The sequence below is a fragment of the Salinicoccus sp. RF5 genome (assembly GCF_020786625.1).
GTDB lineage: Bacteria > Bacillota > Bacilli > Staphylococcales > Salinicoccaceae > Salinicoccus.
The window spans coordinates 1,126,001-1,152,224 of record NZ_JAJGRC010000001.1; the positions used below are offsets into that span (position 1 = coordinate 1,126,001).

28 protein-coding genes and 1 riboswitch are annotated in these 26,224 nt (G+C 51.4%); of the genes, 8 read left to right on the forward strand and 20 right to left on the reverse strand.

Annotation, left to right across the window (positions count from 1 at the left end; all coding sequences use genetic code 11):
- The first annotated feature begins 35 nt into the window (after positions 1 to 35).
- Entirely contained in the window at positions 36 to 302 is a 267-nt protein-coding gene (locus tag LLU09_RS05835; RefSeq protein WP_228310911.1) for a DUF3055 domain-containing protein, read from the forward strand.
- Between the two features lie 60 nt (positions 303 to 362).
- On the opposite strand, the gene LLU09_RS05840 is transcribed toward LLU09_RS05835, so the two are convergent.
- From LLU09_RS05840 to LLU09_RS05865, 6 genes are all read right to left on the reverse strand, one after another.
- A complete protein-coding gene (locus LLU09_RS05840) occupies positions 363 to 779 on the reverse strand; it encodes a YutD family protein (protein WP_228310913.1) in 417 nt (138 codons plus the stop codon).
- Between the two features lie 5 nt (positions 780 to 784).
- Positions 785 to 1,705 carry a lipoyl synthase gene (gene lipA / locus LLU09_RS05845; RefSeq protein WP_228310914.1) on the reverse strand — a complete coding sequence of 307 codons (921 nt, stop codon included), beginning with the start codon at positions 1,703 to 1,705 and terminating at the stop codon, positions 785 to 787.
- A 142-nt stretch (positions 1,706 to 1,847) separates the two neighbouring features.
- Entirely contained in the window at positions 1,848 to 3,440 is a 1,593-nt protein-coding gene (locus tag LLU09_RS05850; RefSeq protein ID WP_228310915.1) for a Na+/H+ antiporter NhaC family protein, read from the reverse strand.
- Between the two features lie 83 nt (positions 3,441 to 3,523).
- Positions 3,524 to 3,686: riboswitch (Lysine riboswitch) on the reverse strand.
- Positions 3,687 to 3,733: 47 nt separating this feature from the next.
- Positions 3,734 to 5,050, reverse strand: a complete 1,317-nt coding sequence (locus tag LLU09_RS05855; RefSeq protein WP_094906578.1) for a bifunctional metallophosphatase/5'-nucleotidase — start codon at positions 5,048 to 5,050, stop codon at positions 3,734 to 3,736.
- A 10-nt stretch (positions 5,051 to 5,060) separates the two neighbouring features.
- Complete coding sequence (locus tag LLU09_RS05860; RefSeq protein WP_094906579.1) at positions 5,061 to 5,882, reverse strand: sulfite exporter TauE/SafE family protein; 822 nt, start codon at positions 5,880 to 5,882, stop codon at positions 5,061 to 5,063.
- 73 nt (positions 5,883 to 5,955) lie between these two features.
- The gene (locus LLU09_RS05865; RefSeq protein ID WP_228310916.1) at positions 5,956 to 6,804 is read right to left on the reverse strand and encodes a DUF72 domain-containing protein; all 849 of its coding nucleotides are present in this window, start codon (positions 6,802 to 6,804) and stop codon (positions 5,956 to 5,958) included.
- Between the two features lie 256 nt (positions 6,805 to 7,060).
- Here LLU09_RS05865 and LLU09_RS05870 point away from each other — a divergent pair, with 256 nt between their 5' ends.
- The 3 genes from LLU09_RS05870 (at position 7,061) to LLU09_RS05880 (ending at position 9,055) form a co-directional block, all read left to right on the forward strand.
- Positions 7,061 to 7,486, forward strand: a complete 426-nt coding sequence (locus tag LLU09_RS05870) for a cupin domain-containing protein (RefSeq protein WP_228310917.1) — start codon at positions 7,061 to 7,063, stop codon at positions 7,484 to 7,486.
- A gap of 103 nt (positions 7,487 to 7,589) precedes the next feature.
- The gene (locus LLU09_RS05875; protein WP_228310918.1) at positions 7,590 to 8,294 is read left to right on the forward strand and encodes an ABC transporter ATP-binding protein; all 705 of its coding nucleotides are present in this window, start codon (positions 7,590 to 7,592) and stop codon (positions 8,292 to 8,294) included.
- Positions 8,291 to 9,055, forward strand: a complete 765-nt coding sequence (locus LLU09_RS05880) for an ABC transporter permease (protein ID WP_040105051.1) — start codon at positions 8,291 to 8,293, stop codon at positions 9,053 to 9,055. The genes LLU09_RS05875 and LLU09_RS05880 overlap by 4 nt, the downstream gene beginning before the upstream one ends.
- 307 nt (positions 9,056 to 9,362) lie before the next feature.
- Here LLU09_RS05880 and LLU09_RS05885 read toward each other — a convergent pair whose 3' ends face one another.
- Positions 9,363 to 9,659, reverse strand: a complete 297-nt coding sequence (locus tag LLU09_RS05885; RefSeq protein WP_228310919.1) for a hypothetical protein — start codon at positions 9,657 to 9,659, stop codon at positions 9,363 to 9,365.
- 21 nt (positions 9,660 to 9,680) lie between these two features.
- The gene (locus tag LLU09_RS05890) at positions 9,681 to 10,238 is read right to left on the reverse strand and encodes a thioredoxin family protein (RefSeq protein ID WP_228310920.1); all 558 of its coding nucleotides are present in this window, start codon (positions 10,236 to 10,238) and stop codon (positions 9,681 to 9,683) included.
- 129 nt (positions 10,239 to 10,367) lie between these two features.
- Between LLU09_RS05890 and LLU09_RS05895 the strand changes: the two genes are divergently transcribed.
- On the forward strand, positions 10,368 to 11,282 hold the full coding sequence (locus LLU09_RS05895; protein WP_228310921.1) for an EamA family transporter: 915 nt from the start codon (positions 10,368 to 10,370) through the stop codon (positions 11,280 to 11,282).
- A gap of 22 nt (positions 11,283 to 11,304) precedes the next feature.
- Here LLU09_RS05895 and LLU09_RS05900 read toward each other — a convergent pair whose 3' ends face one another.
- The 4 genes from LLU09_RS05900 to LLU09_RS05915 form a co-directional block, all read right to left on the reverse strand.
- Positions 11,305 to 12,237: a prenyltransferase gene (locus LLU09_RS05900; RefSeq protein WP_228310922.1), complete on the reverse strand. Its 933-nt coding sequence runs from the start codon at positions 12,235 to 12,237 to the stop codon at positions 11,305 to 11,307.
- Between the two features lie 20 nt (positions 12,238 to 12,257).
- Complete coding sequence (locus LLU09_RS05905; RefSeq protein ID WP_228310923.1) at positions 12,258 to 12,584, reverse strand: hypothetical protein; 327 nt, start codon at positions 12,582 to 12,584, stop codon at positions 12,258 to 12,260.
- Complete coding sequence (locus tag LLU09_RS05910) at positions 12,581 to 14,122, reverse strand: NAD(P)H-hydrate dehydratase (RefSeq protein ID WP_228310924.1); 1,542 nt, start codon at positions 14,120 to 14,122, stop codon at positions 12,581 to 12,583. Before LLU09_RS05910 ends, LLU09_RS05905 begins: the two co-directional genes overlap by 4 nt.
- Positions 14,123 to 14,254: 132 nt before the next feature.
- Positions 14,255 to 15,361: an alanine racemase gene (locus LLU09_RS05915; RefSeq protein WP_228310925.1), complete on the reverse strand. Its 1,107-nt coding sequence runs from the start codon at positions 15,359 to 15,361 to the stop codon at positions 14,255 to 14,257.
- A 224-nt stretch (positions 15,362 to 15,585) separates the two neighbouring features.
- Here LLU09_RS05915 and LLU09_RS05920 point away from each other — a divergent pair, with 224 nt between their 5' ends.
- Both LLU09_RS05920 and LLU09_RS05925 read left to right on the forward strand, forming a co-directional pair.
- Complete coding sequence (locus LLU09_RS05920; protein WP_228310926.1) at positions 15,586 to 16,188, forward strand: M15 family metallopeptidase; 603 nt, start codon at positions 15,586 to 15,588, stop codon at positions 16,186 to 16,188.
- Positions 16,189 to 16,420: 232 nt separating this feature from the next.
- Positions 16,421 to 16,972: a M15 family metallopeptidase gene (locus tag LLU09_RS05925; RefSeq protein ID WP_228310927.1), complete on the forward strand. Its 552-nt coding sequence runs from the start codon at positions 16,421 to 16,423 to the stop codon at positions 16,970 to 16,972.
- A gap of 75 nt (positions 16,973 to 17,047) precedes the next feature.
- On the opposite strand, the gene LLU09_RS05930 is transcribed toward LLU09_RS05925, so the two are convergent.
- Both LLU09_RS05930 and LLU09_RS05935 read right to left on the reverse strand, forming a co-directional pair.
- Positions 17,048 to 17,836 carry a VLRF1 family aeRF1-type release factor gene (locus LLU09_RS05930; protein ID WP_228310928.1) on the reverse strand — a complete coding sequence of 263 codons (789 nt, stop codon included), beginning with the start codon at positions 17,834 to 17,836 and terminating at the stop codon, positions 17,048 to 17,050.
- Between the two features lie 109 nt (positions 17,837 to 17,945).
- Complete coding sequence (locus tag LLU09_RS05935; protein ID WP_228310929.1) at positions 17,946 to 19,139, reverse strand: MFS transporter; 1,194 nt, start codon at positions 19,137 to 19,139, stop codon at positions 17,946 to 17,948.
- 270 nt (positions 19,140 to 19,409) lie between these two features.
- Here LLU09_RS05935 and cyoE point away from each other — a divergent pair, with 270 nt between their 5' ends.
- The gene (gene cyoE / locus LLU09_RS05940; RefSeq protein WP_228310930.1) at positions 19,410 to 20,264 is read left to right on the forward strand and encodes a heme o synthase; all 855 of its coding nucleotides are present in this window, start codon (positions 19,410 to 19,412) and stop codon (positions 20,262 to 20,264) included.
- 65 nt (positions 20,265 to 20,329) lie between these two features.
- Here the strand turns inward: cyoE and sufB are convergent, their stop codons facing one another.
- The 6 genes from sufB to LLU09_RS05970 form a co-directional block, all read right to left on the reverse strand.
- Positions 20,330 to 21,727: a Fe-S cluster assembly protein SufB gene (sufB, locus tag LLU09_RS05945; RefSeq protein ID WP_228310931.1), complete on the reverse strand. Its 1,398-nt coding sequence runs from the start codon at positions 21,725 to 21,727 to the stop codon at positions 20,330 to 20,332.
- A gap of 15 nt (positions 21,728 to 21,742) precedes the next feature.
- On the reverse strand, positions 21,743 to 22,183 hold the full coding sequence (gene sufU, locus LLU09_RS05950; RefSeq protein WP_228310932.1) for a Fe-S cluster assembly sulfur transfer protein SufU: 441 nt from the start codon (positions 22,181 to 22,183) through the stop codon (positions 21,743 to 21,745).
- A complete protein-coding gene (locus LLU09_RS05955) occupies positions 22,173 to 23,393 on the reverse strand; it encodes a cysteine desulfurase (protein WP_228310933.1) in 1,221 nt (406 codons plus the stop codon). Before LLU09_RS05955 ends, sufU begins: the two co-directional genes overlap by 11 nt.
- A 21-nt stretch (positions 23,394 to 23,414) precedes the next feature.
- A complete protein-coding gene (sufD, locus tag LLU09_RS05960; protein ID WP_228310934.1) occupies positions 23,415 to 24,731 on the reverse strand; it encodes a Fe-S cluster assembly protein SufD in 1,317 nt (438 codons plus the stop codon).
- Positions 24,732 to 24,746: 15 nt separating this feature from the next.
- The gene (gene sufC / locus LLU09_RS05965; protein ID WP_040105066.1) at positions 24,747 to 25,532 is read right to left on the reverse strand and encodes a Fe-S cluster assembly ATPase SufC; all 786 of its coding nucleotides are present in this window, start codon (positions 25,530 to 25,532) and stop codon (positions 24,747 to 24,749) included.
- A 213-nt stretch (positions 25,533 to 25,745) separates the two neighbouring features.
- On the reverse strand, positions 25,746 to 26,111 hold the full coding sequence (locus tag LLU09_RS05970; RefSeq protein WP_228310935.1) for a DUF4870 domain-containing protein: 366 nt from the start codon (positions 26,109 to 26,111) through the stop codon (positions 25,746 to 25,748).
- Positions 26,112 to 26,224 lie beyond the last annotated feature (113 nt).

The following is a 26,224-nucleotide window of genomic DNA, read 5'->3' on the forward strand; positions in this document are numbered from 1 at the left end:
ATAATTCCAGTATACTTGAACTGGAGGGGACCCCTTTGATCGACTTCTTTCTATATGATGAATCAGAAGACACCTATACACGCTATGTCAGTTTCGTCGGTGACCATGGGCGGTACGACCTCGCCATCATCCAGACGGCCCGCTATTTCGGCAAAAGTCTGGTACTGAATACACAGGGCAACCGCTTCGGCATCATCGGCCCGGATGATCTCGAAGAGGAGGGATACATCGCCCATATACTCGGATACACCGATGATGAAGCTTCGGAAGTGGAGGCGTTCCTCTCTGAGGTCATCGTCTGACGAAAGTACAGCTCCATATAAGAATCAAGCCTGCTCCCCTGATGGGGAAGCAGGCTTTTTTCATTTCCCATCCACAGGCTGGTGGGCGGCGAGTGTCTTGTTTTTCTTTGGTTCCGGCCTGCTGGCCGCTCGGCCCTGTTCATCCGATGAAGTTTCGGTTCTGGAACTTTCTGCCTCCGCTTCCTGTCCGGCCTTCATTTCCGATTTCGGTATTTTGCGCAGTACGAAGTAGGCGCATCCGAAATTGCAGTACTCATAGAGGTAATCCTGTATCGCGCTGTATTTCTTGTCGCGCTCCACCTTCGATTTGCCGTCCCGGTAGAAGCCGGTCAGCCTGAGTTTCTCATAGCCGATGTCCCCAACGATATAATCATATTTATTCAGCACTTCACTGTACTTCTTCTTAAATTGTTCTTCATCAAAAGCATCCCGGTAATCTTCCACCAGTTCAAAATGCATATGATCTATCGTAATCATAGTACTTACTCACCTTTCAATAGTTCATCACCTTTGGCCTGCCTCGCCTTGGCAGCTTCATTCACCTGCTCGTCGGCATGATAGCTCGAACGCACCATCGGTCCCGCTTCACAGTGCTTGAATCCCTTTTCCATGGCCACTTTCCTGAGCTTGCCGAATTCAAGCGGCGTATAGTACTTCTGCACTTTGAGGTGCTTCCTTGAAGGCTGAAGGTACTGGCCGATCGTCAATATGTCGACGTCATTCGCACGGAGGTCGTCCATCGTCTGGTGGAGCTCCTCTACCGTCTCACCGAGACCGACCATGATGCTTGATTTCGTCGGGATGTCCGGATACATCTCCTTGGAACGCCTGAGCAGTTCAAGCGTCCGGTGATACTTTGCCTTCGCACGGACCCTCGGCGTCAGGCGCTCGACCGTCTCGATGTTATGGTTCAGTATATCCGGCTTCGCATCCATCAGTGTCCTGAGGTTATCATACTCCCCACCCATATCCGATGGCAATACTTCTATTGTAGTAAATGGATTCTCCTCGCGGACTTTCCTCACCGTCTCCGCGTATACCCTGGAACCGCCATCCTTCAGGTCATCCCTTGCGACCGCGGTGATGACGACGTGCTTAAGGTTCATCAATTTCACGGATTCTGCGACGCGGTTCGGCTCGTCCCAGTCAAGTTCATTCGGCAGCCCCGTCTTGACTGCACAGAACCGGCAGGCACGTGTGCATATCGCACCCAAAATCATGAAGGTGGCTGTACGGCGCTCCGCCCAGCATTCGTGTATGTTTGGACATTTCGCCTCTTCACATACTGTATGTAGGTTCTTCTCACGCATCATCTTCTTCAGACCAGTATAGTTTTTGTTCGTGTTCAGCTTGATCTTCAGCCAATCCGGCTTCCTCAGGATCTCTTCATTTTTTGTAGCCAATTTACAATGCCCTCCTTAATGAAATCAATATCATGTTCATGTTATCATAATTATTCGAATAAAGTGGCAAAAACAAAAAATTCTTCGTTATGGCTCCAGCACATTAAAGAAGCCCCCACACGCGGGTGGGGGCTGATATGCTCTATGATCCTGCGCTCTCCTTGGCGATCGGTGTATGGACGACTTTGGAGACGACCACAACGATGATGAGGAGCACCAGCAGTGTCAGAAGGGCAAGCGGAAGGCTTGATGTCAGACCAAGCACCAGATACCCGGCCAGCGCGATCATCGCGGAGCCGATCGCATATGGCAACTGCGTCATTACATGGACGATGTGGTTGCAGCCTGCACCTGTCGAGGAGAGGATCGTCGAGTCGGATATCGGTGAACAATGGTCACCGAACACTGCACCTGCGAGCACTGCTGCGATGCTCGGCAGCAGCAGATCCGTCGCATCGAGTGAAATCATGATTTCACCTGTAATCGGGATGAGGATGCCGAACGATCCCCAGCTCGTCCCCGTGGCCAGCGCCATCAGACAGGCGACCGCAAAGACGACCGCAAGCAGGATGCCTGTCGGCATATTCGAACTTTCGACCATGGAACCAAGCAGTTCGCCGGTGCCGAGTTGGCCGATCAGGTCACCGATCATCCATGCCAGCGTCAGCACGAGTATCGCCGGGAACATGGCCATGAAACCGGTCTTCACACCGAGCCATATCTCCGTTTTGCCGAAGGCATTGTCGCTGCGTGTGTACCTGAAGAAGTAAAATAGGCTCAGCGACAGTCCGACGATGCCCCCGATGACGAGGGAGTGGGTAACGAGCGTATTTTCGAAGATGCTGAAGATATCCATGGAACCGCCTGTGGCTGCACCTGTGACGAACATCGCTATGATGACCGTAAAGGCGAGTCCCAGGATCGGCACGATCAGCGCCTTGGCAGACCCCTGCTGATGGACGGGCAGTTCCTCATCCGTCTCACCAGGTACCTCACGCGTGTCCCCGACCACCTGTCCATCATTGATTGCGAGGGATTCATGCTTCCGCATCGCTCCGATGTCGAAGCGTGTAAGGATGACGATGAACATCATCGCCACTGCAGTCAGCACATAGAAGTTCATCGGTATCATATAGACGAATGCCTGGAATGGCGTCACTGCCACCATGCCCGCTGCGGCAATCAGCGGGGCCACAAGCCCCATGATGCCGGCGCCCCAGCTTGAAATCGGGGCAATGACGGAAATCGGAGATGCCGTCGTATCGATCAGATAAGCAAGTTTGGCACGGGAGACATTGTATTTGTCCGTCAGGGGCTTTGCCACCTGGCCCACGATCAACGCACTGAAGTAGTCATCGATGAAGACGATGATGCCGAGCAGTGCAGTAGCCATGTTGGCACCCTTCCGGGATTTCACCTTCGTCAGTGCCCAGGCCGTGAAGGCCCTTGCCCCGCCCGACATATTGATGAATGCAGTCATGATGCCGAGCAGACTGAGGAAGATGAGGATGAAGGCATTCCACGTATTGATGGCGCCCCCATCGACGAAGATGATTGCGAAGCTGTTCCATATCATCCGCAATGTCTCCATTATATCCGCACCCGCAACGACAAACGCCGAAGTGAGGATGCCGACACCGAGGCTGATGCCCACTTTGCGCGTCAGCACCACAAGCAGCAGCGTAAGGAGCGGCGGGATGAGGGAGATGTACTCCCAGTTCAATATACTTTCCATATATATCCTCCTGAAAAAACTATTTAGATCATAAAAAAGACGTCACAGCAGCATTACAGAATCAGCCACCGTGACGTCAATCACCAATATGTAGCGCATCATCGTAATGACAGTATCAGGACTCTTCGACCTGATCCCAGGATGTCACCCCGCCGGATGCACCCTTCGGCAACTGCCCCTTTCCAGGAGTTCAAAGCATGCCTGCTCCCTCCTGTACTCATGGCCGTTGCGACCTCTACTTTCCGTTCTTCAATTGTCATAGAATATTATAGCATAAACTGCATACTTTTCAACTATAATTCCGTGCGGTACATCTTGACGATTTCCCTCAGGAACTCGGGCATCTTATAGACCTTCTTCGAATATCTGAACTGCGGGAATATCCTGCCGAATGTATACATGTCCAGTGTGCCGAGCTTATAGTGCCGGCGGTCATCGATCCGTTCACCATTGATGTAGTATTCGCGTTCCGACTGGATATAGCCGATATTGTCCGTGACGAAGCAGCCGAATATATCACCGCGGAAGCCGAGCCCCCGGATGATGTCATCCTTGAACTCATGCTTCGACGCCTGATTGAACACTTCCTTCAGCTCACGTCCGGTCAATTCGATCTGGACCGTGTTGATCGCGTGCGGCAGCACCTTATGCAGATCATATTCCGTCAAGGTCCCGCCCTCGAAGGACTTCGCAATGAGCCCCGTATGGAGCAGGCTCGCATCACTGTCCGTGAACAGCCTGAGCATGCGGGCCAATGCCATGATGAACCGGCTGGTGGAATAGAGGGTCCGTTCGATCGGCGGCGCCTCTTCCTTGACGACCGTCGACATCATGTCCCGGCCGATTTCATAATAATGGTCGTCACTGCTCGACAGCAGATCGGTGTCGTAGAGCCGGGCATGCTTGCGGATGAGTGTGCGCCCTTCAAACTCCAGCGTCACCTCCCCCACAAAATCCCCGAATCTTCCGGCAGCGGCAAGCAGCGTATCGCCGATCCACTCACCCTCTTCGAAATAATGGTGTGTATGTGAACTCAATATGACATCTATCTCAGGAAACATCATTGCGAGGGATTCATCATCATAGCGTCCGAGATGGCTCATCATGACGATGCAGTCGACCTCTGTATTGATCTCCGTGATGGCTTTCAAAATCCACTCGAAAGCCTCCGACACTTCCCAGCCCAACGCCTTGTAGAAGGGCGTAAATTCGACCGTTGCGGCGATGAAACCGAATTTGATGCCATTGATCTCCTTGATGACATACGGTTTGAAGTATGGGGAGGTGCTCCCCACCTCACGAAGGTTGGCACAGATGACATCGAAATCCGCGTCGTCGTACAGTGTCTTCAGGTCCTCCTTCTGGAGGGTGATCCCTTCGTTGTTGCCGATTGTAGCAATATCGCATCCGGCTTCGTTGAGGATCTCCACATTGCCCTTGCCGAGTGTCGCCTCGGTATAGGGATGGGAGCGGTCCGCGTGGTCTCCAAGGTCGACATACACCATATCCTGCTTGTACTGCCGTTTCTTGTTGTCGAGAAAATCCTTTATCTTCAAATAGTTGTACAGATGACTATGTATGTCATTTGTATGAAAAAGCTTCACTTCCATCCAATCACCTCTAAATGATGGTCTGTAGAATCATATATACGCCGAGCAGCAGAAGGACTGTGCGCAGCACGACAACGAGCGAATCGGAATTGAAGCGGTGGTTGGCCATTACGCCGATTTTGGCCCCGATGAATGCGGCGGGAACGATGAAGACCGCGTACCAGAAGTCCACATTACCCTGCAGTATGTGTCCGGCTGCAGCAGCCGAGCCGGAAAAGAAGACCATCATCATGCTGGTGCCGATGGCGATCGTCGCCGGCATACGGAAGACGAGCAGCATCAGCGGCGTCATCAGTGCACCACCGCCAATGCCGAAAAGCCCGGTGAAGAAGCCCACCACAAATGTCGAGATGACGGCGATATAGGCCGGAAATCCATAGTGGTGGACCTCCCCCATGTTGTCCACGTGGGGTTCCATATACCGTTCATCCTGAAAGATGGAAATGGGTTTTATCCTGTCCCTCACGATGAGCAGGGTGCTCAGGAATATGAGGAATATGCCGAAGTACAGATTGAAGCTGTCTATGGTGAAGAGACGGCTGGCATACGACCCGATGAAAGCCCCGGGCATGATGCCGAGCAGGAAGAGCCGGCCATTCTTCCAGTCCACCTGGTTGCTTCGTCCGTAGGAGATCATCGCCGACAATCCGATGACGATCAGGATGATGCTCGAAGTGCCGACTGCACTCTGCGGTGTGATGCGGTCCAGGATCCCCATGTTGATGCCGAAGAATATGAGCAGCGGAACGATGATTACCCCGCCGCCGATACCAACGAGTGCGCCAAGGGCAGAAGCGGCAAGCCCGATCAATATAAGAATGATAAATTCCATAAGCGTGGCTCCTTTGAAAGACCAGGAGATCCTGGCTGTAATTGTGCATCAGAAATCTTCTTCCCCCTTACTGCTAGAACAGCTTCAACTGTTTCGGGGAAAGCCCTTCATACCGTATATCCATCATTGACATGAAATCCTGTGCATTTCCTGCGGCATGGCCGCCGGAATTGTTGTTGAACACGATGTAGATGTCCTTCGTCTTGTGCTTGAGGATTTCGACCTGCCGCTTCAGCCATTCCAATTCTTCTTCGTTGTAGTCGTAAAGATACCTGACGGTCCGCCATTCCTGGCTGCTGCGGTCCTTCTGTGTCCAGCCGTGGACGTTGCGCCCATGCAGCCTGATGAATGCCGTCCGGTCCGTCACCCGGTTGACGAATGGGATGCTGCCGATGCCGGCCTGCGGTTCATCACAGATGCTGTGGATCATGCCGTTGGCGTCGAGGAATGACAATGTCTCCTCCCGGTAGCGCGTCTCGAACCATGTCTGGTTTCTGAACTCTACCGCCACCTTATATGGTTCAAGCTGTTCCTTCGCATACTTTACATAGCGTATATTCTTATGTGTACAATCGAACCATGGGGGGAACTGCAGCAGGACGAATCCGAGCTTTCCAGCCTGTTCCATCGGGCGCAGCATATCCCGGAATGCGCTGAAGACATCCCTGATGGAGTCGTAGTGGTCGCGGTAGTCGCTGTGCCCCGTCATATACTGGTGTGCCTTGACGACAAACTTGAACTTGCCCGGCGTTTCATTGCACCATTTTTCAACCGTTGAAGTACGCTGAATCGCATAGTATGTCGCATCCAATTCAACGATGGGGAAATGGGAGGCATAGGCCTGCAGCTTATCCTTCTTATTTACAAGGTCGGTATACAGATCGTCGTGATCGCCCCAACCTGTCAATCCAATATAGATCATAGAAATCACCTTAATTTATTGTAACATAATTCGGTCTGCCATTTGTATAAAGTCCCCATCAGAGATGCTACGCCAAATATATTATTTATAATAATTACAATCTATGTTATAGTTTATTTATAATTATTATAAATAATATGAGCATCTCTTTTGTCGATGACGGGAAGTTGATATAAGATGGTAGTTGAAAACGCAGCGATTATGGTTGTTTATATTCATATATAAATAATAAAAGCATCTTAAGGAGATGACTCCAATGGTTCTTGATCTGAAGGACTATGGAAACGACCCATTTGTAATCAACATCGACGACGCTACACTGCAGAACGAAGATTACCGCGTTGCACTATGGACGGGTGAGGAAATCCAGATTACGCTCATGTCCATTCCGCCCGGCGGGGACATCGGTGGGGAGGTCCATGAAGGGCACGACCAGTTCCTGCGCCTCGAAGCTGGACACGGCAAGGTGATCATGGGGGATTCCGAAGATGAAATCACTTTTGAAAAGGAAGTCGGCCCGGATGAGGTCATCCTGATTCCAAAAGGCAAGTTCCACAATGTGATGACTGTCGGCGATGAACCGATGAAGCTCTATTCAATCTACGGCCCGGCACACCATCCCCAAGGAACCAGACAGGCGACGAAAGAGATCGCCATGGAGGAAGAATCAGACCATCACTGACCCCACCCCCAATGCAGGAAACAGCCATGCAGGTGCATGGCTGCATCATTCCTGCCATTGAAGAACCATCCCTGCCACTCTAATGTATAAGGAGCACATTCCCATGACTATAATAGAATTCAAAAACGTCAGCCACAATGACATTCTACATAATATTACCGGCCACTTTAACGAGGGGCGCATCACAACCTTCGTCGGACCCAGTGGTGCAGGAAAGACCACATGCCTGAAGCACATCAACGGTCTGCTGTCGCCCGATTCCGGAGAGATATTCTTCAGGGGCGAGAACATTGCTGATATGGATATGATCGAATTGAGGAAGCGCATCGGCATGGCCTTCCAGAGTGCACCAATGATCGGCGGCACCGTCTATGACAACCTCAACCTTCCAAAAGCCATCTTCGGTGAGACAATCGATGAGGCGCATGCCCTCGAGTGCCTCGAACGTGTCGACCTCGGCGGCATCCCGCTCGATCAGAATGTAAAGTCACTTTCCGGCGGGGAGAAGAGCCGCATCTCCATCGCACGCACGCTCGTCAACCGCCCCGAGGTCCTGCTCCTCGATGAGATCACTGCGAGCCTCGACTACCGGATGGTGAAGGAGGTCGAACGGCTGATCATCCGCCTGCAGCGCGAAAATAATGTCACCGTCATCTGGATCACCCACGACCTCGATCAGGCACGCCGGGTCAGCGATGACATGTGGTTCCTCAGAAGTGGAGAGCTGATCGAATTCGGGGACGCCTCCTTCATCGACCAGTCGGATAATCCGCTCATCAGAAAATTTGTGGAGGGGGAAGAACTTTGAGTTATGCACAGCTTGCACTGTCCCTGATATTCATCGCCATCCCGCTCGGCTTGGCGATCGTGCTCAAACTCGGACTTGAAAAGGATATCATCATCGCCACCATCCGTTCGATTATACAGCTGCTGATCATCGGATACATCCTCACCTTCGTCTTCGAAAGCGACAGTCCGATCTTCATCATACTGATGATCATGCTCATGATCGCCGCTGCCACACAGAACATCATCAAGAAGGGGGACGGCATTCCGGGCATCACCTGGATGATCGTCCTTACCCTCATCGTTGTCGAAACGGTGACGATGGGTATCATGCTGAGTTTCGGCATCATCCCTTTCGCTCCGGAAGAAGTCATCCCGATCAGCGGCATGGTCATCGGCAACTGTATGGTGCTGTCCCTGCTCTTCCTCAACAAATTCAAGGATGAGGTCGACCGCAGTGATGAAACCATCGAACTCATCCTGTCCATGGGCGGCCAGCCAAAAGTCGCCATCGACAAGAGTCTGAAGTCTGCAATCCAGACCAGCATGATTCCGACGATAGAAGCCCAGAAGACCATGGGGCTCGTCCAGTTGCCGGGCATGATGAGCGGCCTCATCATCGGCGGCGCCGATCCGATGGAAGCCGTCATGTACCAGCTGCTGATCCTGTTCCTCATACTGACCACCGCAGCCATGTCCTCCGTCATGGTCGGATATATGGCCTATCCGAAACTGTTCAACCAGAAGATGCAGTTCATCGGTCTTCAGTATAAAACAAAATAGATTTCGAATCCGCTTCCGGTTGGAGGCGGATTTTTTATTTTTATGGGGCGGATGGGTGGTGGAGGGTGTTTAACTCGCCGTCGTTCTGGTTGCGACGGTGAATTAAACCTCCAACTCGCCGTCGTTCTGGTTGCGACGGTGAATTAAACCTCCAACTCGCCATCGTTCCGCCTGCGACGGTGAATTAAGCCCGCAACTCGCCCTCGTTCCGCCTGCGATGGTGAATTAAACCCGCAACTCGCCCTCGTTCCGCCTGCGATGGTGAATTAAGCCCGCAACTCGCCCTCGTTCCGCCTGCGATGGTGAGTTAAGTCTCTAACTTGCCGTCGTTTTGGTTGCGACGGTGAATTAAACCTCCAACTCGCCGTCGTTCTGGCTGCGATGGTGAATTAAGCCCGCAACTCGCCGTCGTTCTGGCTGCGATGGTGAATTGGACAAAAAAAGGTGCACAAATGTGCACCTTTCTACCTGCTATCTTCTGTAACTTCTCCATAGCGTACTGCGATAATGTGACGGCGCCCGCAATGACACCGGTCATTACTCCTTCTACAAACAAACCGAGCAGACCTCCTGCAATCACATATGTTGTCACCCTATTCTTCATACATCAAACCTCTTTTCATGACTACAGCTTTTCCCCGAGGGTCTCTTTTATGCTTTCGTATGTGGCCTGCCAGAATGTCTCATCACTAATAAAGCGCGAAGTCAGCGTCTGGATGGCTTCCTTGAACTGGGCATCGTATTCCGGCGCATCCTTTTCCGGCAACCCGGCCATCAGCTGGTCGACTGCTGTCTGCACCGTTTCTGAACGCGGGCCCCAGTGCGCGACTTCTTCCCCGTCTTCATCAATGAAGATGAAGATGGGGATCGAACGGGATCTGCCGTTCGTCAAATACTGATCCATCAGTTCGAGATTGCTGTCCCTCAGCAACATACGTACTTCCATGTGGCTCTTTTCGGCCAGGTGCAGCAGTATCGGGATGTTCATCATGGCATCACCGCACCAGTCCTCGGTAAGGACGATGACCCGGAGTTTCCGGTTTTCCAGCTGCCTGAAAAAGTTTTCGTCATCCGGAACCTGGAATTCATCGTATACCTTCTGCAGGTTCTCCCTGTGCTTTTCCATATCTTCTATATAGACTTCTGCTGTCATTGCCTGATCATACCAATGTTCGAGCGGCATCTTCTCTCCTCCAATATTCCTTTATCATCCCGATTATATCATTCCCTCGTACACCCAACTAATAAATGGGCATTGTATTTTTTGATGCCCTGGACTATCCTTTTAATAATAGAGAAGGGAGGCACAAGTATGGAATCGAATTCGAAGCACCTCAGGGGCCTGATTTTTGTACTGCTCGGTGCAACATTATGGGGCGTCGGAGGTACAGCTTCTGACTATATTTTCAGGAACACGCCGGTCACTGTGGAATGGTATGTGGCATTCCGCCTGACGGTGAGCGGCATCATCCTTCTTTTTGCATATTGGCTGTTTTCACGGAAACAGCAGCCTGTCCGGCTCGACCGCCGCACCCTTGGCATGCTGATCATCTATAGCCTCCTCGGCATGACGATGGTGCAGTATTCATTTATGGCGGCAATCGGTTACGGCAATGCCGCCATTGCAACGGTGCTTCAGTATACGGGTCCAATCTACATCATCCTGTGGCTGATCATCCGCAAATATGCAAAATGGACGTTCGCCGACGCCTTCATCATTCTCGGCATCATCACTGGCGTTGTGCTTCTTGCAACAAATGGAGACCTCTCAAGGCTGGTCGTCTCACCTCCCGCCCTGATATGGGGTCTGATATCGGGTGTTGCACTCGCATACTACACCCTGCATGCCCAAGTGCTCCTGTACCGTCTGCACCCGCTCCAGCTCGTCGGCGGTTCGATGCTCATCGGGGGGATTGCGATGAACTTCATCCATCCCATCTGGCAGTTTGATTTCAGCTTCGACTGGACGGTCGGGCTCATCACCATACTGCTCTTCTCCGTCCTTTTTGGAACGACCCTCGCTTTCCTTCTTTACATAACCAGCCTGAAGCACATCTCTTCAAAGGAAGGTGGCGTCCTCGGAACTGTCGAACCAGCTTCGGCGGTCCTGAGTTCAGTGTTATGGCTTAATATCAACCTGGGATGGTATCAGATCATCGGAACCATCATCATCCTCGGGGTGGCCCTCTATATTTCCGTCGGCCGCAAGGAGATGGAGAAAAAATAAAACCACCCTGCAGGGTGGTTTTTTACATATCCGGAAACAGGCCCAGCCATATCGCTGTGACCATCGCCAGCAGAAGGAGCACTTTTTCGTAGGCGGTCACCTGTTCGACATCCCGTACCCGCATCCTGAGCACGAGATAGATGCCATACCCGAGCATGAGCAGCGTACCGATGGCACCGATCGGCCGGTCCCCTATCATGAAAAAGGCGATCAGACCGACCAGGAGGAGATAAATCAATGCAGGCAGGCCTGCACGGTTCATTCCAAACCGCTTCACTGCCCATACGACACTCGTTTCCTTCACAGGTGTCGCCCTGCGGTCGGCTCGGATATCAGGCACATGGTGAATCATGACCCAGGCCATGCACCAGATTGCGTTGATCAATGCATTCTGCCAGGCCCAGGCGGGGATGTGATCCAGCATGATCCATGGTGCTGCCAACCCCAGCAGCAGAAGGGAGGGGAACAGGCTCAGCCATTCGCCAAGGAAGGGGCGGTATGCAAACCTGAATGGTGCAAGGGAATATGTAGCCGCCCCCCACAACCCGACCATGCACAGGATCGCGAGCTCAATCTGTCCGAAAAGGAAAAACAATGCTGCAGCAAACACGAGTATCGCCGTCACGATAAGACCTATGCGCTTCAGCATGCCGAGGGTCATGGTGCCGGTCTGCAGCACACGGCTGCCGCCTGACAGCAGTCCCGGACTTTCCTGATCGGTACCGGAGTGGAAATCTGTGATGTCATTGAAGACATGGGTGAGCACACCGTGGACGAGAAACCCTCCGATCACGAGCAGAATGAATAATAGAAATAGATTGGACTTCGATACATCGTACCCGAACGCCAACGGGAGCACCGTTGATATGATCGTTGCGATACTCGATGTCACGACCGCAACCACCCGCATGAGCATCCCGATTCCCCTGAAACTGTATGATCCCTGTTCTGCCATAAATATACCCCTTTCGCCCTTTATGTTACATGCTGTCGTGCATTGCGCAGTGCCTGTTCGATATCACGCTTCCAGCGCTTCCTGCCATTGACGACAAAACGCATGGATTCTCCACTTCTAAGGACGAGTTCCAGTCCGTTCGGGACCGGGAGCACCTTCATGATATGGTGGCTGATGAGATTCACATGCTCCACTTCCTCGAGTGCTATTTTCGATTTCTTGTTGTTCAGATTCATCGCGTGCGGAAAATGATATATATATTTCGATGTCAGGTGGAGTTTTCCACCTTTGGCCACGCCATTTTTGAACAGGTTGCCGTTACCGCTTCTCAAAGCCTTTTCCTTCACTTCTTCTCCTCCATTTCCTTGAGTATCCCTTTGGCCGCTTCAATGACATCCCCGGGCGTGACGCCATAATGGGAATGAATGCCTGCCGCCCTTTCACCAGCGGTTGCATGCAGATATACCGCAATCTGCATCGCTTCGGCTGCCTCGGCACCCTGGGCCAGGAAGGCAGCGATCATTCCTGTGAGGACATCGCCGCTTCCCCCTTTTGCAAGCGCATCATTTCCATGCGGATTCACCCAGAGCCTTTCAGGCGTCGCGATGATCGTCCGATGCCCCTTCAGTACGAAATTGACCTGATACTTTTCTGCAAAGTCCTTCGCAACACCCATCCTGTCGGCTTCAATATCAGCGACCGTCCGGTCTGTCAGATTGGCCATCTCGCCAGGGTGCGGCGTGAGGATGACGGGCCCATCGTATCGGGCCAGGAGTTCAAGCCGGTCCTTCACATGATGCAGTCCATCAGCATCTATGATGATCGGCTGACCATCCAGCTGCCGGATGATCTCTTCGATGAATGCCTCTCCTCCATCAAACCTTCCAAGTCCCGGTCCGATGGCCACTGCATTGACCTTCTCAAACAGTTCCGCCTCCACACCCGCACCACTGAAATGGCCGTCAGCTTCCGGCAGGGTCCGGAGGAGGGCCAGCTGGTTCTGCCCGGCAACGGCCGGGTAGATGCCTTCCGGTATCGCCAATGTGACGAGGCCGGCCCCCGTCTTATATGCGGCATGGGCACTATAGAGTGGGGCACCGACAAACGGTCTGGAGCCGCCAATGACCAGCGCATGTCCGAAAGTACCCTTATGCCCAAACTCCGGTCTCCCGGGCAGTGCCTGGACAGCCAGCTGCTCCGTGACCAGTTCGGGCAGCTTCATACCGATCCTATCCGCCAGCGTTCCCGGCACTGAAATGTCCTTCACTGCAAGCCGTCCGATGACGGAAGGCCCATCCTGCGTAAAGAAGCCGAGCTTCGGAAATGCGAACGTGATTGTTTCGTCCGCCCGCACCGCCACATTCTCCACCCGCCCTGTATCACAGTCGAGACCCGATGGCAGGTCCACCGCATATACATGTGCTGCATGACTGTTGACCCTCTCGATGACACGGTCGAACGGCGCCCTTACCGCACCGGATATACCCGTACCAAGCATTGCATCGACGATCACATCAGATGAGGCAAGCGCTGCATCGAGATGCGCCAACCCTTCTTCGACGGAATGGAGCGGCAGCTCCCTCGCAGTATGTATCCGGTATTGCACCAACGCATCGCCCTTCAGCTTTCCCGGGTCCACAAGCAGCCAGGGCGCCGGGGTATAGCCTGCATCGGACAGGCGTCTGGCGATGACGAACCCATCCCCTCCGTTATTTCCACTGCCGATCAATATGACGATCGGCACCGACTGGTCCGGGTATGACCGGATGATCTCTTCTGCAACCTGGTTGCCGGCAATCTCCATGAGTACGGCACCGGATATACCCACTTCATCCATCGCAAACTGTTCGATGGCGCGCATTTCATCCCGCTTCACAATTTTCATGTTCAACCCCCATTCGCCTTTTCTGCCATTATACACTCAATTGTTTGAAAATAAAAAACCCACGGCAAAGATTGCCATGGAAATATTCAGCCGCCTTTCATGCATTTCTCCATATTCAGCGCCGCGTCCATCCTATTGGAGTCTGCCCCTGGCATCGACCCTGATCTCTTCAAGCACTTCGTCCCCTGAGACCAGCCAGGCTGTATCATACAGGTTCGATACAGGACAGATGTGGTTCGGTATGATCCGCACCCTCTCTCCGACCGCCACATTCCGGTTGAACGCTTCATCGTAGATGATCGCATGTTCATCGAACACGGAATCGATATGGACCCCTTCATATTCCCTGAGGAGACCGAGTCCCTCGGTACGTGTGATTCCGGCTATCCTAGTCTGCATGGTCAACCCTTTTGCGCCGACATCCGTAATGACTCGTGCCTGTGTCGGTTTGCTGATGACGCTCGTCAGCACTGACGCAGCACAATGTGCATACGTACCGATGACATTCGACTGTCCGGCGTCCATCAGGATATAGGTGCCCGGCCTGATTTCAGTAATGCCGTCAGGAATGTCGAAGCCCAGCATGAAGGGCGGTGTCGAGCCGATGCTGATGACTTCGGGAGGCATGTCCATCTCCCGGGCGAGCTGCGCAAAACCGAGGGTGCGGTGGGCACTTTCCTCATAGAGTGTCCTGCAGGCTTCAGCATCCTCCGCCTTGTATGTATGCCCATCGTGTGAGAAGACTCCTCTGAAGTGTACATTATCGCTCCTGCCTATCGTTTCGAGCAGCTTCTTGAAATCATCCGCTTCGATGATGCCGGAACGCTTTTCACCCACTTCAATTTCCACGACCACCTGTGCTTTTCGGCCGCTGCCCTTAAACACAGCGTCTGCTTCCTCAACATGATGGATGCTGTCGATGCCGAATGAAATGTCGATGGTTCCGGAAAGCTGCCTTATGCGTTCCAGCTTCTTGCTGCCGACAACCTGATTGGCGATGAATATGTCATCGAGGCCCGCCTGTGCCATCACCTCAGCTTCCCCCACCTTGGCTACCGTAATGCCCTGGGCGCCCGCTTCAACCTGCCATCCTGCAAGTGCCGACATCTTGTGGGTCTTGGTGTGCGGCCTCAGTGCCACCCCATTCCTGTCGGCAAAATCCTGCATTCCTTCAATGTTCTCCCATACCCTTTCCCTGTCGATCAGAAGGGCCGGTGTATCAATCTCCGAATAATGCATACTTCTACCTCCCATATGTTCATATCCAATTCAATTCTATCATGAACCTCCGCTGTAATCAGAATTCAACATTTCCGGTTCCCCTGAAATGAATGTTACAGCAAAGTTAACCTTTCTTTTCAATCCCCCTTCCCATGTTTAAAAAGGGAAAGGCGGATGATATGATGCTTCAGTATCTTGATGGAACTGAAAAAATATAACCCGGAAGGAGCTGGAACCAGCCAATGACAAAATACATAAAACTGTTGACCATGATATGCTTCAGCCTGTTGGCAGCAGGCGGAATCCTTCTCATGGATGCAGGCACCGCAGCAGCGGAAGATGAGGAGAAGGACGAAGCCAAAGAGGAGAAAGAAAAGGAAGAGGAAGAGGAAGAAGAGGAGCTCGACTTTGATGAACTTCCGGACGGTCTGCACCCGGAAGTGGAAGAGAAGGCGGAGGAACTCATTGAAGAGGCGGAAGAGGAAGGCATAGACATAAAGATCACTGATGATTTCCGATCCGTTGAGGAGCAGGATAAGCTCTTCAGCAAAGGCAGATCCTTCTTCGGGCAGATCGTCACCAATGCCAAAGGCGGCGAATCCTACCATAACTATGGCCTCGCCATCGACTATGCGCTCGAAGTCGACGATGAGATCATCTGGGATATCGAATATGATGGAAACGACAACGGAGAACCCGACTGGTTTGAAGTCGCTGATATCGCCAAGGATCTCGGATTCGAATGGGGAGGTGACTGGGAAGATTTCAAGGACTATCCGCACCTCGAAATGAACTTCGATTATTCCATTCCTGAACTGCAGAAGGAGTACCAGGACCTGCTGTAGGAAGGACGAGAACCGCCGATGCCTCTGCATCGGCGGTTTTTTGATGGATTGATAGTCGCTTCCTAATGAAAAGCTGCATACATAATGAAATTAATATCTATACTTTATTTAAAATTATATTACATTAGTATTACTATTTCATATCAATTTTTCTATATTATTGAAAAATTTAGACATAATGATATCGTAGTTACGTACCATACAACTATGAAAAAGGAGCAGGACTACATTTATGAAGAACTTCAAACCTCTAGCACCATTGCTTTTCACACTTCTTGCTGTGCCGAGTTTTGCATTCGCAAGCTTCAGCACTGCATCCGCCGACCAGTGGCACGAGAATACATATGAAAGCAGCCAGCCTCAGGGGCTGCACCCCATCGTTGCCGAACGCGCTGAAATATTGAGGCAGCGGGCTGCTTCCATCGGCATCGTCATCAGATTTACAGATGGCTTCCGTTCATTCGAAGAACAGGATGCCCTCTATGCCCAGGGACGTACGGAGCCGGGGTACATCGTCACTAACGCCCGTGGCGGACAATCCTATCACAATTACGGCCTCGCGGTCGACTATGCGCTTGAAGTGGGTCACCAGGTCATTTGGGACATCGAATATGACGGCAACGGCAATGGCAGATCTGACTGGTTCGAAGTAGCACAGATGGCCAAGGAGCTTGGCTTCACCTGGGGCGGCGACTGGGAGAGCTTCCGGGACTATCCGCACCTCCAGATGGATTTTGGCTATTCACTGCATAACCTTCAGACAGGGAACCACTACCTGTACTGATGTCCATAAGAACCAAAAATCACCCTGGTCAATATTGACCAGGGTGATCTTAATGGTCTCTGGTGTAATCTGAACCTATATCAGCGTATCATAGACTTCCTTCACGATTTCATGGCTCGGCATCGGACCGAGGTTCTTCGTAATCGTCCCCTTGAGATAGGACGCGCTCATATGCGGTTCTATTTCAGCAACCGATTCCCGGCTGCCGACGAGATAGGCGCCGCTCAGTTTACGCTCCTTGATCTCTTTCGACAGGCGCGGGACAAGGTTCTTGTACCAGCGCTGCCTGTTTTCATCGAACCGCCTCTGGAATGCGTCCTTGCCGGTTGCCCGGTCGACGGGTGGCGTCGCCTTGTCATAATCCACCCAGTCCTCCCGGTCAAGGTCCCAGCTGAAATGCCTTTCATCGAGAATCTCCCCGAGTGCCGTTTCTATAAAAGCGACATTCCTCTGCTGGATGACGATGATGCCTGTTTCAGGAAACTTCTGATCCAATGCTTCCAGCTGGTGTGTCTGGGCTTCAGTACTCCAATGGAAGGAGGTGGTTACAGGCACTTGGAGGATCTTTTCCTCCCATAGCTCCCCATCAGCGGATGCAGCAAGGAAATAGCTCTTCTGCATATTCAGCTGCTGTTCCAGAATACGCGTTTCCATCTGGTCCAGAAGCTTCTTCAACGCCTTCTCCTCTTTCGGATTTTCACTTTCCTTGACCTGGTCCTTCAATTCCTTCATGCCATTTTTCAATTGGATCTTCCATTCCCCGTTCTGCTGGCCTTCACTGGCATCCGTATTGAGATACATGGTGAGGATGCCGATGTCATCCGATTTTGCGTTAATCTTCTTTATGTCTTTTGTCATAGCCATATACGTGCTCTCCCCTTCTTCGTAAATTCATATTTGCGAAGCGGCACACATTTCAGTTGCTTTCCACTTTCATACAGTCTACCCTGAAATATTTCATATGAAACATCGATCAGGCTCCGTTGCGGCCCACTGTGACCTCTCCATCCCTTCTGCCATGCATGAAGTGATAGACCGCAATGCCGGCCAGGATCACCGCAACAAGCACCATGTACATCCCACGGTAGCCGGAGACGGGAACGATATATCCAAGCATCAATGGTCCAAGTCCGAGACCAAGGTCGAGAGCGATGAAATAGGTCGAATTGGCAAGGCCCATCCGGTGATGCGGAGTCAGCTTGATCGCGAGCGCCTGGGCGATGGACTGGAAATTCCCATACCCGAGCCCCATCAGTACTGCTGCAGCAAGAAACATCCACCCTGCGAAAGACTGGCTGAGCATCAGCATTCCTGCTGCGAATGAAACGAGGGCAGGATAGACCACGATATTGGCACCCCTCTGGTCCATCAGACGACCTGTGAACGGGCGCGACAGCAGCACCGACATGCCATAGACGAGGAAGAAGAAACTGCCTGCTTCGACCAGATTGATTTCAGCTGCATATTCGGTCACGAATGACAGGATGCTTGAATATGCAAGGGCCAGGACGAACATTGCGATCGAAATCGGGAGTGCACGCGCTTCGAAGTAGTCCGTGATCCTGAACCCCTTCCTGCCCGTCTCAACTTTGACCTCAGGAGGCTGCAGCGAGAGGCTGAGCACAAGGCTTAAGGCTGCCATGATGAGGGAGAAGAGGAAGATGCTGTTGAACCCAAACTGGGTCAGAAGCATCACACCGATCAAAGGTCCGATGGCTGTAGCCATGACCACACTCATGCTGAAGTATCCGATGCCCTCCCCGCTCCTTGAAGTCGGAATGATCTGTGAGACGATGGTGCTCGTCGCGGTCGTCGCAAGGCCCATTGCCAAACCGTGAAGAAATCTGAGCACCATCAGCGGATAGAGGCCGAGCGGCAGAAAGTATAGTGACGTCGCAAGCAGCACGGACACCGTGCCGATCAGCAGCATCTTCCTGTTGCCGACCACAGCAATCCGCTTTCCACCATAGAGACGGCCGAACAGTGCCCCGATGATGAAGATGCTGGAGACGAATCCACCCATGCTGACCGAAGCATCGTATGTGTCCATGGCATATGTCGCCATCGTGACGAGCAGCAGGTACAGCGACAGCATGAGAATCAGGTTGGCGACCGACGTGAAGACAAAATCCTTCGTCCATAGTCTTTCCTTGTATGTATCACTCATATGGTATTCAACATCCTTATCAATAGAAGTGGTTAGTCCGCCTAACTATTGTATTCCTTTTTATTCACCGTGTCCATGCATTACGGAAGGTCCCGAACCTGAGATCCCCATAGTCCGCTTTGTGATGTGGCACATGCCGTTATGCTGTTATAATGGAAGATGAAGACCGTGCCGTCCATAGGGCGGAATAATATAATGCTTGTGAGGGAATACCTATTGGATAATCGACGAATGCCAATCCACTTAAAAATGGGCAGCTTTCTGGCCAATATGAAGAATCTGCTGAAAGGCAAGGTGCTGCTGGCCAACGTGCTCCCTGTCTTTACAGGCTACTGGCTGGCTCTCTATTTCAGCGGTGCACGCTTCATGGACCACCTGGGGCTGTTCCTGCTGACGATGGCTGGGAGCACACTTGTCATTTCAGGGGCACTGATGCTGAACAACTGGTACGAGAGCGACCTCGACATGAAAATGGACAGGACCCGGAACCGCCCAACGGTGACAGGCGCCTTTCCACTGCGCGCCGTACTGTTGGGAGGAATCGCGACGACGACCATCGGCCTCTCCATCATGATGTTCACCACCTTCGAGGCAGCCATCTATTCATTTCTTGGCTGGTTCTTCTACGTCGTCCTCTACACATTCTGGACGAAGCGCAGATATACTCTCAATACCATCATCGGCAGCATTTCAGGTGCGTTCACCCCACTGATCGGCTGGGCCGTCATCATACCGGCGGATCATATCGTGCCGATTGCTCTGTTCTATCTGCTGCTCATCTGGCAGGTTCCCCATACGTTCGCCATCGCAATAAAGCGTCTTGAGGACTATACCCGGGCTGGTGTTCCCATGCTGCCGGTCGTGAGCGGAGTCGATCTGACGATCCGCCAGATCATCGTCTACGTGATTGCACTCCTGCCTTTCCCCTTCATCCTGGCCGATCCGATGGGCTGGATCTTTTCCACGTTTGCACTCGTCCTTACCATCTTTTGGATCATACTCGCAGCACTGGGACCGAAAGCCCAGAATAAAAAGGTATGGGCACGGATGAACCTGAGATACTCGATCATCTATCTGTTCCTCGTCCTTTTCTCCATGGTGCTCATTACATTCTTCACAGGCTGAAGAAGATGCGCCGAAATAAAAAGCCTTATCACACTCGAAGTGTGATAAGGCTTTTCGTATATCGATTAACCGATGGAACCTTCCATTTCGAAGGAGATCAGACGGTTCATTTCGACCGCATATTCCATTGGCAGTTCTTTCGTGAATGGCTCGATGAAGCCCATTACGATCATTTCAGTTGCTTCTTCTTCCCCGATGCCGCGGCTCATGAGATAGAAGAGCTGCTCTTCTGATACTTTGGAAACTTTCGCTTCGTGTTCCAGTGAGATGTTGTCGTTCAGGATCTCATTGTAAGGAATCGTATCTGAAGTGGAATCGTTGTCCATGATGAGCGTGTCACATTCGATGTTGGAACGTGCGCCATCCGCTTTCCTGCCGAAGTGGACCTGTCCCCTGTAGGAGACTTTGCCACCCTGCTTGGCAATGGACTTGGAAACGATTGTGGATGATGTGTTTGGAGCAAGGTGAATCATCTTAGCCCCGGCATCCTGCAGCTGTCCTTTGCCTGCAAGTGCGATGGACAGTGTCATGCCACGTGCGCCTTCGCCTTTGAGGAATACTGCCGGATACTTCATTGTGATCTTGGAACCGATGTTGCCGTCGACCCATTCCATTGTACCGTTCGCATCAACGAAAGTACGCTTCGTAACAAGGTTGTATACGTTGTTCGCCCAGTTCTGGATGGTGGTGTAACGGCAGTATGCGTCCTTCTTGACGATGATTTCAACAACAGCGGAGTGCAGTGAGTTCGTCGTATAGACTGGTGCAGTACAGCCTTCTACATAGTGTACGCTTGATCCTTCATCACAGATGATCAGTGTACGCTCGAACTGTCCCATGTTCTCGGAGTTGATGCGGAAGTATGCCTGCAGTGGTGTATCGAGCTTCACACCCGGCGGGCAGTAGATGAATGATCCACCGGACCATACAGCTGAGTTGAGTGCAGCGAACTTGTTGTCCGTCGGTGGCACGACCGTCGCCCAGTACTCCCTGAAGAGGTCTTCGTTTTCACGGAGGGCAGAGTCTGTATCCTTGAAGATGACACCTTTGTCTTCAAGATCCTGCTCCATGTTGTGGTAGACAACTTCGGATTCGTACTGTGCGGAAACACCTGCAAGGTATTTCTGCTCAGCTTCAGGAATGCCAAGCTTGTCGAAAGTACGCTTGATTTCTTCCGGTACTTCGTCCCATGAACGTTCAGACTGCTCGGAAGGTTTTACGTAGTATGTGATTTCATCGAAGTTGAGTTCCGAGAGGTCGCCGCCCCATGTAGGCATAGGCATTTTATAGAAATGTTCCAGCGCTTTGAGTCTGAAGTCGAGCATCCATTCCGGCTCTTCTTTCATTTTGGAAATTTCACGTACAATTTCTTCAGTAAGGCCGCGGTCGGAACGGAAAATGGATACGTCTTCATCGTGGAAACCATATTTGTAATCGCCGACTTCTGGTGCTTGTTTAGCCATTTAAATCACTCCTTCTTATTGTTTGCTGTCAGCCTTGACACCTTTTTCAAGTGCCTTCCAGGACAGTGTGGCACATTTGATGCGTGCCGGGAACTGGCTTACGCCTGACAGCGCTTCGATATCTCCCATTTCTTCGGAGATATCATAGTCTTCACCGAGCATCATCTTGCTGAACTCGTCTCCCATGGAGAGTGCTTCATTGATGTCCTTCCCGGTGATGGACTCGGTCATCATGGAGGCACTGGCCATGGATATGGAACAGCCTTCCCCATCGAACTTGACGTCTTCAACGATTTCATCGACGACATTCAAGGTGAGGCGGATGCGGTCTCCGCATGTCGGGTTGTTCATATCCACCGTCAGTGTACCATCTTCGATGACCCCTTTGTTGCGCGGATTCTTGTAGTGGTCCATGATGACTGAGCGGTATAGCTGATTGAGATTGTTAAAATTCATAAGAGAAAAACTCCTTCGTACGCTTGAGGCTTTCGATAAAGCTGTCAATCTCTTCTGTAGTGTTGTATATATAGAAACTTGCGCGGGCTGTAGATGATACCCCCAGCCACTTCATCAGCGGCTGTGCACAGTGGTGGCCCGCCCTGACAGCTATGCCTTCAGAATCGAGTGCGGTGGCCAGATCATGCGGATGCACATCTTCGAGGTTGAATGTGATCAGGCCTGCACGTGACTCGGGACCATAGATTTCAATGCCCTCCACTGCGTTCATGCTTTCAAGCGCGTAGTTCACAAGTTCCTGTTCATATTCCAAAATGGCTTCCGGACCGATGTCTTCGATATAGTCGATTGCTGCAGCAAGGCCGATCGCTTCTGCAATCATCGGTGTCCCTGCTTCGAACTTCACAGGAAGGTCCGTCCAGGTGGATGTCCTGAGATCGACAAAGTCGATCATGTCCCCACCGTATTCAATCGGTTCCATATCGTCAAGCAGTTCACTTCTTCCATAAAGTACACCGATCCCCGTCGGGCCGAGCATCTTATGGCCGCTGAATGCGTAGAAATCGACATCCAGGTCCTGTACATCGACCGACATGTGGGGAACGGCCTGCGCCCCATCGACTGCGATATAGGCATCATTCCTGTGGGCGACTTCGGCAATTGCCTTGATGTCATTGATGGTGCCAAGGACATTCGAAACGTGGGTGATGGCGACGATCTTCGTCTTTTCACCGATTGTCGCCTCCACATTCTCCATCGTCAATGTGCCGTCCGCCTCCATGGGAATGAACTTCAATTCCGCCTGGGTGCGCTTGGCCAATTCCTGCCAAGGCACTATATTGGCATGGTGCTCCATCTCCGTCACTACAATTTCATCTCCCGGCTCTATCACCATGTCACCGAAACTGCGTGCTACAAGGTTGATTGCTGCAGTGGTTCCCCGCGTGAATACGACTTCCTCAAATCGCTTGGCATTGATGAATGATCTCACTTTCATACGTGCCTGTTCGTAACCATCTGTCGCTTTCGTGCCGAGTGTATGCACCCCACGGTGCACATTGGAATTGTAAGCTTCATAATACGCAGTCATTGCATCTATTACAGGTGACGGTGTCTGACTCGTTGCTGATGTATCAAAGTAGATGAGGTCATTGCCGTTGACCTGCTGATCAAGGATTGGGAAATCCTTTCTGATATCTTTTGCATTCATGCGGGAAAACCCCTTTAACGCTTATTTTGAAAGAACTTTGAGTTCTATGACTTCTCTGAGCTGGTTTTTCACGGATTCAATCGGCAATGCACGCACTACCGGGTCGAGGAAACCGTGGATGACGAGCCTCTCCGCCTCTTTTTGGGAGATGCCGCGGCTCATCAGGTAGAACAGCTGGATAGGATCCACACGTCCGACGGATGCGGCGTGGCCTGCTGTAACGTCGTCTTCATCGATCAGAAGGATCGGGTTCGCATCACCGCGCGCCTTTTCACTCAGCATCAATACTCTGGATTCCTGCTGGGCGTCACTGCGCGTTGCGCCGTGCTTGATGTATCCGACACCATTGAAGATGCTGGATGCACTGTCCTTCATTACACCGTGCTTCAGGATATGGCCTGAAGAGTCCTTGCCGTAGTGGATGATCTGTGTCGTGAAGTTGAGCGTCTGTTCTCCACGGCCCACAACGACCGTCTTAAGGTTGGAGACGGAATTATCCCCCATGAGATAGGTCGTGTTGTCATTGATGACATTGGAGTCGTTCATCAGACCGAGCGCCCAGTCGAGTGTTGCGTCACGGCCGACGACACCACGACGGTTGACATAGCCTGTGAAGCCTTCAGAAAGGAAGTCCACTGCACCGTAGTTGACCTTCGCGTTATCTTTTGCAATGACTTCTGAAATGATGTTGAACTGTTCATTGGATTTATCTACGTTGGAAAGGTAGTTTTCGACATAAGTCAGTTCCGAACCTTCATCCGCGACGATCAGTACGTGGTTGAAGAGGGAAGTCTTCTCATCATCATGGAGTACAACCATCTGTACCGGATCTTCAATCTGTACATTCTTCGGTACATAGACGAACAATCCGCCGTTCAGCATTGCTGCATGGTAGGCAGCAAGCTTGTGCTCATCAATTTTCACGCCTTCGGTCATGAAATATTTTTCCACGAGTTCCGGGTGGTTTGCACTGGCTTCGATGATGTTTTCGATTACCACGCCCTGGTCGAGCAGTTCATCGGAAACTTGAAGATATGCAGGCGTATTGTTGTGCTGTACATAGATGTTTTTCGTGTGCTCGATGTCGAGCAGGCTCTTGACTGCTTCAGGCAGTTCTTCCAAGGAGCTGTATGTCGCGCTGTCCGTCACCGGCTGGGATACTGTGAAGAAATCCCACTTGTTGAGTTTCGTCTTGTCCGGTTTCGGCATATCGAGGGATTCGATTTGTTCTAGTGCTTCTTTTTTCTTGCTGATGAGAAGTTCAGATTCACCGCGTGATTCTGCACGGGAAATGACTTCATCAGCATTGATAACATATTCATTAACTTCAGTAGCCATGGTCATCCTCCTGTCCTATTCTACATCTGCAGCGATAGTTTCGTCTTCAATGCCAAGTTCTTCCTTGATCCAGTCGTAGCCTTCCTCTTCAAGACGCTTGGAAAGCTCTTCGCCACCGGATTTCACTACACGGCCCTGCATCATTACGTGGACGAAGTCAGGTGTGATGTAGTTCAGAAGACGCTGGTAGTGTGTGATGATCAGTGCGCCGAAGTTTTCGCCACGCAGTTCATTGATGCCTTTGGATACTACTTTGAGGGCATCGATGTCGAGACCGGAGTCGATCTCATCCAGAATGCCGAATTTAGGTTCGAGCATCATGAGCTGCAGGATTTCATTACGCTTCTTCTCACCGCCGGAGAACCCTTCATTCAGATAGCGTGTTGACATGTCGAGATCCATTTCCAGGTAGTTCATGTTCTTGTCCAACTTCTTGATGAACTGCATCAGGTTGATTTCGTCGCCCTCTTCGCGCTGTGCATTGATTGCAGAACGCAGGAAGTCTGAGTTCGTCACACCAGAAATTTCGGATGGATACTGCATGCCGAGGAAAAGACCGGCTTGCGCACGTTCATCAACTTCCATTTCGAGTACGTTTTCGCCGTCGAGCAGAACTTCACCTTGAGTCACTTCGTACCTTGGGTGGCCCATGATTGCCTGGGCAAGCGTGGATTTACCTGTACCGTTCGGTCCCATCACCGCGTGGATTTCTCCTTGTTTGAGTGTGAGATCGACACCTTTAAGAATTGGTTTGCCGTCGATTTCGACGTGCAGATCTTTGATTTCTAGAACAGAAGCCATTTATTAACCCTCCAACAGATTATTTTGTATAAGTTTCTCCATACCAGTTTATAATAATTATAAATAATAGTCAAAGCCTGGTACGGGATTTAAATTACCATTATATTATAACGTAAATGCGCCACACTTTAAACCTTTACCCCCCTTTTCACGGGAAAAGGCCCATAAAATAGACCTCACGACTGATAATGGTCGTGAGGTAAATGAAAATGACTACTTGATGATGTCCAGGGTGAATGGGGGTTTGTAGACTTTCCCGTCATTCGCCTGGATGGCGCCGATGATGAGGAATACGTAGAATGCGATGGTGATGATCGGGCCGATGATCAGACCGATGAGGATAAAGGATGTAAGCCATGCGATGAACATGTAGATCGTGTAGGAAAGGCCGAAATTGACTACATGCCTCAATGCTTCTCCTGTAGCGGGATCATCGTCCTTCTTCAGTACCCAGATGAGCAGCGGGCCGAGGACAGCTGTAAAGGCGGATACGATGAATGAAACCATTACGAGGGACTTGTCGAAGACGTGGACTTTTTCTCCATCCACGTTTCTTCCGTTCATATTTCCTTCGTTCATTTCTCCTCCCCCTCCAATTAAAATACTATACAGTGTATATTTACCCTCATCCCTCAAAAAATAACACGCTGTTTCAATTTCTTTCCAGTATCCATTCCATGACAATTGAAAAA

Coding starts and splice junctions, on each gene's coding strand:
- LLU09_RS05855 (WP_094906578.1), bottom strand. CDS start 5,050: ATGGAAGTGAAGCTTTTTCATACAAATGACATACATAGTCATCTGTAC.
- LLU09_RS05935 (WP_228310929.1), bottom strand. CDS start 19,139: ATGAGTGATACATACAAGGAAAGACTATGGACGAAGGATTTTGTCTTC.
- sufD (WP_228310934.1), bottom strand. CDS start 24,731: ATGGCTACTGAAGTTAATGAATATGTTATCAATGCTGATGAAGTCATT.
- LLU09_RS05925 (WP_228310927.1), top strand. CDS start 16,421: ATGAAGAACTTCAAACCTCTAGCACCATTGCTTTTCACACTTCTTGCT.
- LLU09_RS05890 (WP_228310920.1), bottom strand. CDS start 10,238: ATGCCGCTCGAACATTGGTATGATCAGGCAATGACAGCAGAAGTCTAT.
- LLU09_RS05900 (WP_228310922.1), bottom strand. CDS start 12,237: ATGGCAGAACAGGGATCATACAGTTTCAGGGGAATCGGGATGCTCATG.
- LLU09_RS05875 (WP_228310918.1), top strand. CDS start 7,590: ATGACTATAATAGAATTCAAAAACGTCAGCCACAATGACATTCTACAT.
- LLU09_RS05850 (WP_228310915.1), bottom strand. CDS start 3,440: ATGGAAAGTATATTGAACTGGGAGTACATCTCCCTCATCCCGCCGCTC.
- cyoE (WP_228310930.1), top strand. CDS start 19,410: ATGAAGAATCTGCTGAAAGGCAAGGTGCTGCTGGCCAACGTGCTCCCT.
- sufU (WP_228310932.1), bottom strand. CDS start 22,183: ATGAATTTTAACAATCTCAATCAGCTATACCGCTCAGTCATCATGGAC.
- LLU09_RS05920 (WP_228310926.1), top strand. CDS start 15,586: ATGACAAAATACATAAAACTGTTGACCATGATATGCTTCAGCCTGTTG.
- LLU09_RS05860 (WP_094906579.1), bottom strand. CDS start 5,882: ATGGAATTTATCATTCTTATATTGATCGGGCTTGCCGCTTCTGCCCTT.
- LLU09_RS05955 (WP_228310933.1), bottom strand. CDS start 23,393: ATGAATGCAAAAGATATCAGAAAGGATTTCCCAATCCTTGATCAGCAG.
- sufC (WP_040105066.1), bottom strand. CDS start 25,532: ATGGCTTCTGTTCTAGAAATCAAAGATCTGCACGTCGAAATCGACGGC.
- LLU09_RS05930 (WP_228310928.1), bottom strand. CDS start 17,836: ATGGCTATGACAAAAGACATAAAGAAGATTAACGCAAAATCGGATGAC.
- LLU09_RS05910 (WP_228310924.1), bottom strand. CDS start 14,122: ATGAAAATTGTGAAGCGGGATGAAATGCGCGCCATCGAACAGTTTGCG.
- LLU09_RS05970 (WP_228310935.1), bottom strand. CDS start 26,111: ATGAACGAAGGAAATATGAACGGAAGAAACGTGGATGGAGAAAAAGTC.
- LLU09_RS05915 (WP_228310925.1), bottom strand. CDS start 15,361: ATGCATTATTCGGAGATTGATACACCGGCCCTTCTGATCGACAGGGAA.
- LLU09_RS05885 (WP_228310919.1), bottom strand. CDS start 9,659: ATGAAGAATAGGGTGACAACATATGTGATTGCAGGAGGTCTGCTCGGT.
- LLU09_RS05895 (WP_228310921.1), top strand. CDS start 10,368: ATGGAATCGAATTCGAAGCACCTCAGGGGCCTGATTTTTGTACTGCTC.
- LLU09_RS05870 (WP_228310917.1), top strand. CDS start 7,061: ATGGTTCTTGATCTGAAGGACTATGGAAACGACCCATTTGTAATCAAC.
- sufB (WP_228310931.1), bottom strand. CDS start 21,727: ATGGCTAAACAAGCACCAGAAGTCGGCGATTACAAATATGGTTTCCAC.
- LLU09_RS05840 (WP_228310913.1), bottom strand. CDS start 779: ATGATTACGATAGATCATATGCATTTTGAACTGGTGGAAGATTACCGG.
- LLU09_RS05865 (WP_228310916.1), bottom strand. CDS start 6,804: ATGATCTATATTGGATTGACAGGTTGGGGCGATCACGACGATCTGTAT.